The organism is Mesorhizobium sp. WSM4809 (assembly GCF_055811655.1).
On sequence record NZ_JBVVQW010000008.1, the window covers coordinates 185,115 to 197,280 of the forward strand.

The 12,166-nt window shown below is 62.3% G+C and carries 13 protein-coding genes; 6 read left to right on the top strand and 7 right to left on the bottom strand.

The genetic code is table 11. The features are described 5' to 3' along the window. Positions 1–49: 49 nt before the first annotated feature. From AC0L24_RS21220 to AC0L24_RS21250, 7 genes are all read right to left on the bottom strand, one after another. Positions 50–253 carry a CsbD family protein gene (locus AC0L24_RS21220; RefSeq protein WP_127809647.1) on the bottom strand — a complete coding sequence of 68 codons (204 nt, stop codon included), beginning with the start codon at positions 251–253 and terminating at the stop codon, positions 50–52. A gap of 561 nt (positions 254–814) precedes the next feature. Next, positions 815–1,543 carry an ABC transporter ATP-binding protein gene (locus AC0L24_RS21225; protein WP_127266690.1) on the bottom strand — a complete coding sequence of 243 codons (729 nt, stop codon included), beginning with the start codon at positions 1,541–1,543 and terminating at the stop codon, positions 815–817. Beyond that, positions 1,543–2,307, bottom strand: a complete 765-nt coding sequence (locus AC0L24_RS21230) for an ABC transporter ATP-binding protein (protein ID WP_127809645.1) — start codon at positions 2,305–2,307, stop codon at positions 1,543–1,545. The genes AC0L24_RS21225 and AC0L24_RS21230 overlap by 1 nt, the downstream gene beginning before the upstream one ends. Before the next feature lie 2 nt (positions 2,308–2,309). Next, the gene (locus AC0L24_RS21235; RefSeq protein ID WP_245466214.1) at positions 2,310–3,269 is read right to left on the bottom strand and encodes a branched-chain amino acid ABC transporter permease; all 960 of its coding nucleotides are present in this window, start codon (positions 3,267–3,269) and stop codon (positions 2,310–2,312) included. Further along, positions 3,269–4,180 carry a branched-chain amino acid ABC transporter permease gene (locus tag AC0L24_RS21240; RefSeq protein ID WP_023809510.1) on the bottom strand — a complete coding sequence of 304 codons (912 nt, stop codon included), beginning with the start codon at positions 4,178–4,180 and terminating at the stop codon, positions 3,269–3,271. The genes AC0L24_RS21235 and AC0L24_RS21240 overlap by 1 nt, the downstream gene beginning before the upstream one ends. A gap of 118 nt (positions 4,181–4,298) precedes the next feature. Beyond that, on the bottom strand, positions 4,299–5,408 hold the full coding sequence (locus tag AC0L24_RS21245; RefSeq protein ID WP_127326424.1) for a branched-chain amino acid ABC transporter substrate-binding protein: 1,110 nt from the start codon (positions 5,406–5,408) through the stop codon (positions 4,299–4,301). Between the two features lie 148 nt (positions 5,409–5,556). Beyond that, positions 5,557–6,192 (bottom strand): RraA family protein, encoded by a 636-nt coding sequence (locus tag AC0L24_RS21250; RefSeq protein ID WP_127396967.1) that lies wholly within the window; start codon positions 6,190–6,192, stop codon positions 5,557–5,559. A gap of 237 nt (positions 6,193–6,429) precedes the next feature. On the opposite strand from AC0L24_RS21250, the gene AC0L24_RS21255 reads away from it, so the two are divergent. The 6 genes from AC0L24_RS21255 to AC0L24_RS21280 are packed head-to-tail and all read left to right on the top strand — an operon-like array spanning position 6,430 to position 12,150. Continuing rightward, positions 6,430–7,206 (top strand): SDR family NAD(P)-dependent oxidoreductase, encoded by a 777-nt coding sequence (locus tag AC0L24_RS21255; protein ID WP_164873809.1) that lies wholly within the window; start codon positions 6,430–6,432, stop codon positions 7,204–7,206. 6 nt (positions 7,207–7,212) lie between these two features. Beyond that, complete coding sequence (pxpB, locus tag AC0L24_RS21260) at positions 7,213–7,875, top strand: 5-oxoprolinase subunit PxpB (RefSeq protein WP_473564127.1); 663 nt, start codon at positions 7,213–7,215, stop codon at positions 7,873–7,875. Then, complete coding sequence (locus AC0L24_RS21265; protein ID WP_127809644.1) at positions 7,872–8,852, top strand: 5-oxoprolinase subunit C family protein; 981 nt, start codon at positions 7,872–7,874, stop codon at positions 8,850–8,852. The genes pxpB and AC0L24_RS21265 overlap by 4 nt, the downstream gene beginning before the upstream one ends. Continuing rightward, positions 8,849–10,012 (top strand): epoxide hydrolase family protein, encoded by a 1,164-nt coding sequence (locus AC0L24_RS21270; RefSeq protein WP_127809643.1) that lies wholly within the window; start codon positions 8,849–8,851, stop codon positions 10,010–10,012. Before AC0L24_RS21265 ends, AC0L24_RS21270 begins: the two co-directional genes overlap by 4 nt. Positions 10,013–10,050: 38 nt before the next feature. Then, the gene (locus tag AC0L24_RS21275) at positions 10,051–11,082 is read left to right on the top strand and encodes an Ldh family oxidoreductase (RefSeq protein WP_127326620.1); all 1,032 of its coding nucleotides are present in this window, start codon (positions 10,051–10,053) and stop codon (positions 11,080–11,082) included. A 42-nt stretch (positions 11,083–11,124) separates the two neighbouring features. Beyond that, on the top strand, positions 11,125–12,150 hold the full coding sequence (locus AC0L24_RS21280; protein WP_127809642.1) for a proline racemase family protein: 1,026 nt from the start codon (positions 11,125–11,127) through the stop codon (positions 12,148–12,150). The last annotated feature ends 16 nt before the right edge of the window (positions 12,151–12,166 follow it).

Here is a 12,166-nt window from a genome sequence, read left to right on the forward strand (position 1 = left end):
GACTGTTGGGCCGCGTCTTGGAATTGGCCGCGGCCCGGGGCTCACGCGCTTACCAGCCCTGTTGACCGTACCAGTCATCGATATCGCGCCGCACACGGTCCTTTTCGAGGCCGTAACGCTCTTGGATCTTGCCTTCGAGTTGATCGCGCTTGCCGGCGATGCGGTCAAGGTCGTCATCCGAGAGTTTACCCCACTGCTCCTTGACCTTGCCTTTCACCTGTTTCCAGTTTCCTTCCACGCGGTTCCAGTCCATAACACCGTTCTCCTTCGGTTTGAAAACGTCTAACCTCGGAGAGCAAACGCAAATCAACGACGGATGTTCCTGGAACTCGACGCTCGTCTTGCTCTCACAGGCCGCGATCCATTCCTTCACGCTCAGCCTGCGTCATCAATTGAGGTCGTCCTGCTCGAAGGCGACGCCACGACCTTCGACCCAAGACGCCTCCACACCTTCCGCAACAGTTCCGCCACCAAGCAGGCGCAAGCGCTTTTCATCCTGTCGCCGCCGTCCGTCTAGAGGAACAGTCATCTTAAGCCAGCGTAGTCCGATGATGTCGGCTTTCGGGAAACGGCGAAGCTGGTCTTAATGACCGACTTGAGGCGCAAAGCCGCCATTCGGCTTGAGATAAATTCGGTCAGCGAAATGGCTGGATCAGCTTCCTGAATCGATTTGAGCGAACGGCTTCGTAACCTGTTGACAAATAATGATTATGTCTCTGAGGGTCAGTGCTTCCTGCACAAATCAATATGTTAGGGGCTGGACTGGAGTGGCGGCCTCATTTTGTAAAAATCCGGGAGTTGGCAGCTTTGCCAGCTAAGCAGCGACGCCACCTAAATAGGCGCTGATGACCGCTTCGTTGCTCGCAAGATCACTGCCTGGTCCCTCAAGCACAACGCGCCCAGCCTTGAGCACATAGCCATAGTCGGCGAATTTCAAGGCGACTTTGCTATTCTGCTCCACAAGCAGAATGGTCACGCCTTCACGATTGAGGCGCTGCACGATGTTCATGACTTCCTTGATCAGTTGCGGCGCCAGACCCATGGAAGGCTCGTCGAGCAACAGCACCTTGGGCGCGGCCATGAGGGCCCTGCCGATCGCCAGCATCTGCTGCTCGCCTCCCGAGAGGTTCCTTGCATCGCCATTCTGTCTGCGCGCCAGGATGGGGAAGAGCTCGAAAACATGATCCAGCCGCCGGCGGCGCTCGGCGTCGTCGGCAAGCGTGAAAGAGCCGAGGTCAAGGTTCTCCTTGATCGTCATGTCGCCGAAAATACGCCTTCCCTCCGGAACGTGGACGAGCCCGCGATGCGGCAGGCGATGGGCAGGGACTTTGGTTATATCCTCGCCCAGGAAGCGGACACATCCGGAGGATGCGGCAACGAGGCCGGACAGCGTGCGCAGCGTGGTGCTCTTGCCCGCACCATTCGCGCCAAGCAGGGCGACGATCTGGCCGCGTTTGACCGAAAGGCTGACACCATGAAGGGCTTCGATGCCGTCATAGCGCGCGACGATGCGGTCCGCGGAAAGAACGATTTCGGCGTCCATCATTCCTCCGTACCGAGATAGGCTTCTATGACCCTGGGGTCTGTTCGCACGGCCTCCGGCGGTCCGTCGGCGATCTTCTGCCCATAGTCGAACACCACGATCTTCTCCGACACCTGCATGACCAGGCCCATATCGTGCTCGATCAGCAGGACGGTGACACCGGTTTCGTCACGGATGCGGCGGATCAGGTGCACAAGGTCCAGCTTCTCGCGCTCGTTCAGGCCGGCGGCGGGCTCGTCCAGCAGGATGAGCTCGGGCGCCGACGCCAGGGCTCTTGCGAGTTCGAGCCGCCGTTGATCGCCATAAGAGAGACCGCCGGCACGGCGATGCGCATGCTGCTCGATACCGACAAAATCGAGCCAGCGCATGCCAGCCGCGCGGATCGCCTCCTCCTCGCGCCGCTGCGCCGGCAAGTGCAGGATCGCCGACATGATGCCGTGGCGGCTGCGGCAATGCTGGCCGGACATGGCGTTTTCCAGAACGGTCATTTCCTTGAACAGCCGGATGTTCTGGAACGTGCGGGCGAGGCCGAGCGCGGTGATGCGATGCGGCGGCAAGCCGGTGATTGGCCGGCCGCCCAGACTGATCGAGCCGCCCTTCGGCTTGTAGAAGCCGGTCAGGCAATTGAAGAGTGATGTCTTGCCGGCCCCGTTCGGCCCGATAAGACTGTTGATGGCGCCTTTCTCAACTGAGAACGAAATGTCGTGAAGGACTTTCAGTCCTCCGAAACTGAGGCGCAGATCGCGGACTTCCAGCAGCGCCATGGTCAAACTCGCTTGTCCGGCCACAGCCCGTTCGGCCTGAAGAGCATGATTGCCAGCAGCGCAACCGCAGTCACCAGGGGACGATAGGTCCCCGCGCCGCGCAGCACCTCCGGAAGCAGGGCCACGAGAACAGCACCAAGAACGACGCCGGGAATGCGGCCCATGCCGCCCAGGACGACGCCGAGAAGGATGAGCAGCGATTGGTTGAAGGTGAAACTCTCCGGCGAGATGGCCGTCATCTTGGCTGCGTAGAGGCATCCGGCCACGGAAGCGATCACGGCGCCCATCATATAGGCTTGCAGCTTGGCCGTGACACGGTTGATGCCGATGCCAGCGGCGGCGTCCTCATCGTAGCGAACGTAGAACCAGGCTCGTCCCATTCGCGATCGCTCGACGCTCAGACAGACGAAGGCGGTGAGCAGCGCAAGCACCAGGAACGCATAGTAGAAGTGCTGCACCTGCATCAACCTGAAGCCGAATATCTCCGGGCGCTCGATGCCGATGAGTCCGCTCGCGCCACCGGTGATGTCGAGGTTGCGGGCGATGATGCGCACGATTTCGCCGAAGCCCAGCGTCACGATCGCCAGATAGTCGCTGCGCAATCTCAATGTCGGAGCCCCGATGATGATGCCAGCCACGCAGGCTGCCGCCATGGCGACCGGGATGGTGAGCCAGAAATTGAACCCGAATTCGGCGGTCAGGATGCCTGACGTGTACGCGCCGACCGCGAAGAAGGCGGCGTAGCCGAGGTCGAGCAGGCCTGCATAGCCGACGACAATGTTGAGGCCGAGGCACAGAACGACATAGAGCAGCGCCGTGGTTGCCACCTCCGTCACATAGCCGTTGGCGAATTGCGGCAACACCAGCGCGACGGCGAGTGCCGTCAGGCCGGGCAGCACGACGGACCAGCGCATCAATTGCGGTTGCACGGCGGTCGGCATGGTTCTGACTTCGTCGATCATCACACCCGCTCCACGACAGAGCGTCCAAGAAGGCCGGTCGGCTTGAACACAAGGAACAGGATCAGGGTCCCGAAAACGAAGACGTCACGCCACTCCGATCCGACGAAGGGCAAGGACGAACCGAAAGCCTCGAGCAGGCCGAGCAGCAAGCCCCCGAGCATGGCGCCCGGCACGCTGCCGATCCCGCCTATGACAGCGGCGGTGAAGGCCTTGAGCCCCATGATGAAGCCCATGAAAAAATGGACGCTGCCATAATAGGCGCCGGCCATGACCCCACCGCCGGCAGCGAGCGCCGAGCCCATGAAAAACGTCAAGGCGATCACCCGGTCGACATCGATGCCCATCAGGCGGCTCGCCCCCATGTCGATGGACACGGCGCGCATCGCCTTGCCGTACATGGTGCGGGAGACAAAGGCCTGCATGCCTGCCATAAGAGCAATGGAGGCGGCCACCAGAACCATCTGCGTGTAGGTGATATGAACGGTGGAAATGTCGACACCGGCAAAACCGAGGTCGGTGTTGAAGGCGTAATGCCGCCCGCCGGTCAGGGCGAGTGCCGTGCCGTTCAACACCATCGAGGCACCAAGCGCCGTGATGAGGATGGAGAGGCGCGGCGCATTGCGCATCGGCCGATAGGCGAAGCGTTCAATGATGACGCCGAGCAAGCCGACAGCCAGCATCGACACAAGCAGGGCGCAGACCACGCCCAGCCAGCCATTGCCGACCCATATGCCGACAAAGGAGAACACGATGAGGCCGACGAAGGCGCCGTTCATGTAGATGTCGCCATGGGCGAAATTCAGGAGCTTGATGACGCCGAAGACCATGCTGTAGCCAAGCGCGATCAGGGCATAGAACGAGCCGACGATAAGACCGTTCACCAGTTGCTGAATAAGCAGGTCGAGCGTCATTGATGCTCCAGGGCAGAATTGAAAAAGTCTTGTCTGGGCGCAGCGTCGGCGCACCAGACAATCGGCGGTGACGCCGAGGCCGCCACAAGGCCTGCCTCGGCATCAATCCGGTTGGCCTTTATTCGACAGCCACCCACTTGCCGCCCTTTGCAATCACCGGGCGGAAGTTCGAGGTCTGGAGCGTGTTCTTGTCGGTGAACTTGATTTCACCGGCGAGGCCCTTGAAATCGCTCGCCTTGAGCGCCTCGATGATCGCTTTCTGATCCGCCGACTTGGCCCGCGTGATCGCATCGACGATCAGGTCGCCCACATCGTGGGAGAGCGCCGCATAGGCGCCGGCGTCGCGGCCATAGGTTTCCTTGTACTTGGCCTTGAAGTCGGCGGCGCCGGACAAGAGGTCGACAGTCGGCGGAGACAACAGGTACACGCCCTCACCGGCCGACCCGGCGATCTCCAGATATTCCGGTGAATTGTTGCCGTCGCCCAGCACGATGCCGCCCTGGAACCCGGCCTGCCGGAGCTGCTTGGTGAGCAGAGCGCCACCGGCATGGTAGGCGGTCCAGAAGACAGCATCGGCGCCGCTCGACTTGATCTTGGTGACGACCGCCGAATAGTCCTGCTCGCCGGCCGTGGTGGTCTCCTTGGCGGCAATTTCGCCGCCAGCGCTCTTGAAAGCTTCGGCGGTCAACTTGGCCAGGTCGGACGAATAGGCATCGCCTTCGTCCACGAACGCGAACTTCTTGTAGCCATTCTTCTTGAAGAGTTCGACGGCTGTCGTCGCCTGCATGTCGCCGGTCGAATTGGCGAGGAAGGCATTGCCCTGATTGGCGGCGACCAGCTTGGTCGAGTTCGCTCCGATGATGACGAACGGAATGCCGGCGTCACCATAGATCTTTAATGTCGGCAAGACGGCGCCCGAGCAGTAGCCGCCGACGATGGCGGTCACGCCTTCCGAGACAAGCTTGCTGCCTGCGGTCACCGCCTGTTGCGGATCGCAGGCGTCGTCGGCGGTGGTGATAGTGATCTTGTCGCCGTTTACGCCGCCCTTGGCGTTGACGGCATCGATCGCCATCTTCACGGCGTTCTCCATATCCTGCCCTTCACTGGCCAGTTGGCCAGTCATGGGGGCCACGATGCCGATCTTGATGTCGGCAGCCGCGGCCATCGTGGTCAGAGCCAGCCCGGCAAGGGCGGTGGCGCAAGCTAGCCTCTTGAAGGAAACAACCATCAATTCTCTCCATTTTCCCCTGTTGGTGCATCCAGGCGGCGTGCCCGAAATGCATTGTTTCGCCCCTCGGTTAGCTGCGGAGCGGTTATGTTGAGCAGGATCGCCAGCCGGCCACACGATTGTCACCGGCAAGGACTGACCCGGCAGATCAGTGACTGCCGCTTGAAGCCCGGGCATAGGCTCCCTGATAACGGTTCTCCTGGATGCTCTGCATGATCTCGGCCTCGCGGGCTTCCTGCGCCCGGACGGCCGCCAGCAAGGCCGCGGCACCGTCGATTGGAAATGCCACGACGCCATCCTCGTCGCCGACGACGATGTCGCCAGGACCGACGACCATGCCGCCTATGCAGACGGGAACATTTATGGCTCCCGGACCATCCTTGTAAGGTCCGAGATGGATGGCCGACCGCGCGAAACATGGGAACGGATTGCGGCCGATGGCACCGGCATCGCGAATGGCGCCGTCGATGACAATGCCTGCGGCGCCGCGCGAAGCCGCGACACTTGTCATGATTTCGCCGACCAGCGCGCGCCCCTCATAGCCACCGCCGTCCACGACAATGACGTCGCCGGGCTGCAGCAGATCGAGCGCACGATGGATGAACTGGTTGTCGCCGGGGCGGGTCCTGACCGTCAGCGCCCTCCCCGCCATGACGCCGCTCACCCGATGAAACGGCCGTAACCCGACAGCCCCGGGGACACGAGCGAGATTGTCGCTGATCAACGCCGTCGCAAGGGCGCGGAACGCGTCGATCAGTTCGCTTTCCTGAGATCCATCCGCCATCGCCTACACTCCTCGCCGTCGTCACTTTATGAATATAATATCCAATCACACTTAATTCAGTGGAGTCAACCGGCTTAAGATGGTTGGCAGAAAAAAGCCAAAAGTGGCTTAGGAACGGCAAACGGCTGCAGAACCGACCCAACAGATCCACTTATCCGGGGCTTGCAATGGCGTCGAAGTTCAAGATAGATTGGATAACATATCCATGAATGCGTATTGTGAAAAAGGGATTGGGTTGTGAAGCACGCAGGAAAAGTCGTGATCGTCACCGGGGCGGCACGAGGCCTGGGCCTTGCCTGCGCCGAGCGCTTTCATGCCGATGGCGCCAAGGTGGTGCTTGTCGACATACAGGCCGATCGCGGGCGCGAGCATGCCGAACGTCTTGGTGAGCGTGCCGCCTGGCTATCGGCGGATCTCTCCGAATGCACGCAGGAAATGGCAGCTGATATTGTTGCCAAGGCCACGGAGCGATTCGGCGGCGTCGACGTCCTCATCAACAATGCCGGCATCATCCATCTGGACGATTTCGTCGACTTCCCCGAGGAGGCGTTCGACCTGGTTCAGCGGATCAATCTCAAGGCGCCCTTCCTGCTCGGGCAGGCCGCGGCAAGAGCCATGATCGCACAGGGACGCGGCGGCTCGATCATCAACATGTCCTCGATCAACGCCATTCTGGCCATCCCCAATTCCGTCGCCTATGCCGTGTCCAAGGGCGGCATCAAGCAATTGACCGCGGTGATGGCCGTCGGACTGATCCCGCACAATATCCGCGTCAATGCCATCGGCCCCGGCACCATCCTGACCGACATGGTCAAGAGCTCGGTCATGGCCAGCGAAGCGCAGCGCCAGACCATCCTGTCGCGCACGCCGAGCGGCCGCTGTGGCGAGCCATCGGAGATTGCCAGCGTCGCTTCCTTCCTGGCCAGCGACGACGCTTCCTACATTGTCGGCCAGACCATCTATCCGGACGGCGGCCGTCTGATCCTGAATTATACGGTGCCGGTGAAGGACTGACCGCTCATGGTTGTCGGTACGCCCCACATCAGTGTTGCGGGATCGGGCGCGCTGCTGCTCGATGGAACGCAGGGGGCTTTCAACGATGCCACCCAGGAACTGGTCTGGGCGGTGGCGAAGGCCGCGCTGGACCTCGAAGGGGTGCGCGAGGCCGTTCCCGGCATGAACAACCTGCTGGTGGTGTTTGATCCCCTCGCCACAGACGCCCACAGCGTCGGAGATCAACTGATGTCGCTCTGGTCCGCCACCGATGCCCACCCGGTGACCGGCACGCATCATGCGATTCCCGTTCACTACGGCGGCGCGCGCGGCGAGGATCTCACCGGCTGGGCCGCGCATTGCGGCCTGTCTGTCGACGAGACCGTCAGGCGCCACGCGGCGGCCCGCTACACCGTCGCCGCCATCGGCGCTATGCCGGGTTTTCCCTATCTGTCCGGTCTCGACCCGCGGCTTGCCTGGGCAAGGCGCAGCACGCCTCGCCTCAAAGTTACCGAGGGCGCCGTCATCATCGGCGGCGCGCAGGCGGGTATCATGCCGATGACAGCGCCGTCCGGATGGCACATCATCGGCCATACCGACGTGAAGCTCTTCAAGGCCGAAGCGGAATTGCCCGTGCTGCTCAGGCCCGGAGACAAGATTCGCTTCGCAATTGCAGGGATCGAGGCATGATCGAGATCCTCACCACCGGCCTGCCGAACACGGTCCAGGATCTCGGCCGGCCCGGCCATCTGGCGCTGGGGGTCAGCCATGGCGGCGCCATGGACAAGCAGGCACTGGCGATCGCCAATCTCATGCTAGGCAATGATCCTTCGGCCGCCGGGATCGAGGTCGCGCTTCACCCGTTCCGGCTGCGCGCGCATATCGACACCGCCGTCGCCATCACCGGCGCTGATTGCGCCGTCAGCATCGGCGACCGGCCCTGCCCGCCCTGGTGGGCCATGACGATCCGCGCAGGCGAGACCCTTGTCCTTGAGGCGCTGCGCGCCGGTGCTCGTTCCTACATCGCCTTTGCCGGCGGGATCGATCTGCCGCCCGTCATGGGGTCGCGCGCGACGGATGTGAAAGGCGGTTTCGGCGGGTTCGCTGGACGCGGCCTGTCGCGCGGTGACCGGCTTGCGCTCAAACCTGCGCAATGCCGCCTTCCCGCGGGCGGCATCGGCGCAGCGCTGGAGGAGCGACGAGGCGCGGCGGACGCCTTGGCCTCGGCAATCGAATTGCGGGTTCTGCCGGCCGCCGAGTTCGACGCCTTCACGCCGGAGGCCCAGGCGGCTTTCACCGGCAGCGAATGGCGCATCACCAACGACGCCAACCGTATGGGATATCGCCTTGCTGGAGAGACGCTTTCGCTCCTCTCACCGCTCGAACTGCTCTCGCACGGCATCGTACCAGGCACAGTCCAGGTGCCGCCGTCCGGCCAACCGATCATCCAACTTGCCGATGCCAACACTTGCGGCGGCTATCCGAAGATCGCTACGGTGATCGAAGCCGACCTCTGGCGGCTGGCGCAAGCGCCGGTCGGCGCGCGCCTGCGTTTCTCAGCGGTCTCGATAGAAGCGTCGACGGAAGCGCTTCGCGCGAACCGGCAGCAAAGTCACGACTTTATCGCCGCCCGAAACCTTATGGCCGGCGAGCAGAGGACTCCATGAAAATTCGCCCCTTCACCATCGAGATTGCCCAGTCTGAAATCGACGATTTGAAGAAGCGCATCTCGACCTGGCACGAGCCGGACCAGTTGCAGGCGATAGGCTGGGCGCAGGGAACGGAGCACGAGGAACTGCGCCGACTAATGCAGCACTGGCGCACCGGCTTCGACTGGCGCAAGCAGGAAGCCGCCTGGAACATCCATCCGCACTACCAGACGGATATCGGCGGCGAAACCATCCATTTCATCCATGCGCGTGCCGCTGTGGCGACCAACAGAACGGTCATACTCACCCATGGCTGGCCAGGCAGCGTCTTCGAATTTCACAGGCTGATCCCGCTTCTGACCGATCCGCTTTCGCATGGCGGAAGACAGGAGGACGCCTTCAACGTCGTGGCCCCCTCGATTCCCGGCTATGGCTTTTCAAGCCGACCGACCAGGCCTGGTCTCAACCTGTTCACCGTCGCCGACCTTTGGGCCGAGTTGATGAGCCGTCTCGGCTACAAACGATATCTCGCGCAAGGTGGCGATCTGGGCGCCGGCGTGTCGACCTGCCTGGCGCACGCGTATCCAGACAGTCTCGCCGGCGTGCATCTGAACTTCATCCCCGGCTCATACTCACCTCCTCACGATCCAGGCCCGGATGGCGACCTGAGCTTGGAAGAACGCGCCTTCCTGGAACGGAAAGCCGGATGGGCGGATCTTCATGGCGCCTATGCTCATATTCAAGCGACGCGCCCGCAAACGCTTGCCTACGGGCTGACGGATTCGCCGGTCGGACTGGCGGCGTGGATGATCGAAAAATTCCGCGACTGGAGCGATTGCGATGGCGATCTGGCCAACGCCGCTTTTTCGCGCGACGACATGCTCGCCAACATCTCGCTCTACTGGTTCACCCGGACCGTCGCTTCGTCGATGCGGCTCTATTGGGAAACGCGCGCCCGTCCGCTTGCATTCGCGCCCGGCACGGCGATCAACGTCCCGCTTGCAGTGGCTTTGTTTCCCAAGGAATTGCCGATGCCGCCAAGGAGTTGGGTCGAGCGCGTCTTCAAGGACATCCGCCAGTGGACAGCGATGCCGCGCGGTGGTCATTTCGCAGCCCTCGAGCAGCCCGCTTTGCTTGCACAGGATCTAAGAGCCTTTGCCGGTGGTCTGGATTTTTAAAGGCAGCGTTTGCGCGCAGCCAAGCCCGAAGGCCAGAAATGACCAACACCACGATCACCATCGATGCCCTGCATGAGCGCGTCGATGCAATTTTCCGCAAGGCCGGACTGAACCCCATTCAGGCCAGCGCCATTACAAGGGTCATCGTCGCGGCGGAACGCGATGCCTGCAAGTCGCATGGCATCTACCGGATCGAAGGCGCCCTGCGGACGATCAAGGCCGGAAAGGTAAAACCGGACGCGCTGCCCGAGTTGCTGCCGCAAGACGCTCCCGCCCTCGTCAAAGTGGATGCGAAGCATGGTTTCGCCAACCCAGCCTTCGAACTGGGTCTGCCCGTGCTGATCGAGCGGGCACGGTCGTGCGGCATTGCCGCACTCGCGATCAACGATGCGGTGCATTTTTCCGCCCTTTGGGTGGAGGTCGAAGCTTTGACACAGGCAGGCCTGACCGGCCTGGCCATGTGCCCGAGCTATGCCACCGTCGCTCCGACCGGTGGCAACGGACCGTTGCTGGGCACCAATCCTTTTGCCTTTGGCTGGCCGCGAGAAGAGCAGCCTCCCTACGTTTTCGACTTCGCGACCTCGGTTGCCGCGCGCGGCGAGATCGAGCTCCACCGCCGGGCCGGCAAGAAGCTGCCGGAAGGCTGGGCCATGGATTCGGACGGCAGGCCAACGACCGATCCCGAAGCTGCCTTGGCGGGCGCCATGCTTCCCTTCGGCGGGCACAAGGGCTCCGCCATCGCGACGATGATCGAGCTGCTCGCCGGGATCATGATCGGCGACCTGACCAGCCCCGAGGCGCTCGAGCTGCTTGGCACCACGACGCTTTATCCGTCGCACGGAGAGTTGGTCATCGCTTTCTCGCCGAAAGCCTTCGCCGCCGGCCGGCCCGGCAATCCGCTGGGCCGTGCTGAAGCGCTGTTCGAGGCGATCTTGGGCCAGGGTGCGCGCCTGCCCTCGCAAAGGCGGTTCCTAGCCCGCGAGACGTCGGAGCGCGACGGTATCGTCCTATCGCACCAGGAAATGGAACAACTCGATCGTTTTCTCGAACGAGGGCTCGACGCGGTCTGAATCGGTATCGCCAGGGCCAAGACCAATCACAGGAGGAGAAAAATGCGCTGGACGAAAACATTCACGGTCGTCGGCTGCCATGCCGAGGGCGAAGTCGGCAATGTGATCACCGGAGGCGTCAAGGACGTTCCGGGCAAGACCATGTTCGAAAAGAAGGAGTATCTCGAAGCGCATATGGACGACATTCGTGGGCTGCTCTTGTTCGAGCCGCGCGGTGCGCCCTACGTCAACGGCAACATCATCCTGCCGCCTTGCGATCGCTCGGCGGATCTCGGCTACGTCATAATTGAAAGCACGGAATACCCGCCCATGTCTGGCTCAAACACCATCTGCGTCGCCACAGTGGCGCTGGAAACGGGGATGGTGCCGATGAAGGAGCCTGAGACATTGCTGCGCATGGAAGCGCCGGCCGGCATGATCGAGGTGCGCTGTCTCTGCGAGAACGGCAAGGTGAAGCAGGTGGAGTTCACCAATGTACCGGCTTTTGCACTCCACCTCGACACGCATGTCGAGGTGGAAGGGCTCGGCACGATCACCGTCGACACCTCCTATGGCGGCATGACTTTCGCCCATGTCAATGCGCGCGCACTCGGCTTTTCCATAACACCCGACGAGGCCCACCAGATGTCGCTGATGGGCCAACGCATCAAGAAGGCGGTCAACGAACAGCTCGAGGTCGTGCATCCGGAGAACCCGAAGATCCGCGACGTGTCCAACGTGATTTTCGAAGGTCCGATCGAGCGCGTCGACGGGCGCGTGGAAAGCGTCAACGGCACGGTGTGCCTGCATGGCAGGCTCGACCGCTCGCCGACAGGCACCGGCACCACCGGGCGGCTGGCGGTAATGTCGGCAAAGGGGCAGATCGCCAAGGGCGAGCTGTTCCGCAACAGATCGATCATCGGGACCCATTTCGATTCCCGCGTGATCGCCAATACGCGCCTCGGCGATCGCGACGCTGTCGTGGTCACCATCGCCGGACAGGCCTGGATCACCAGCATCGGCCAATATGGCCTCGACCCGACAGACCCTTATCCACGCGGGCATCGCCTCAGCGACGTCTGGTTCTGAAACGGACGCGGCCGTG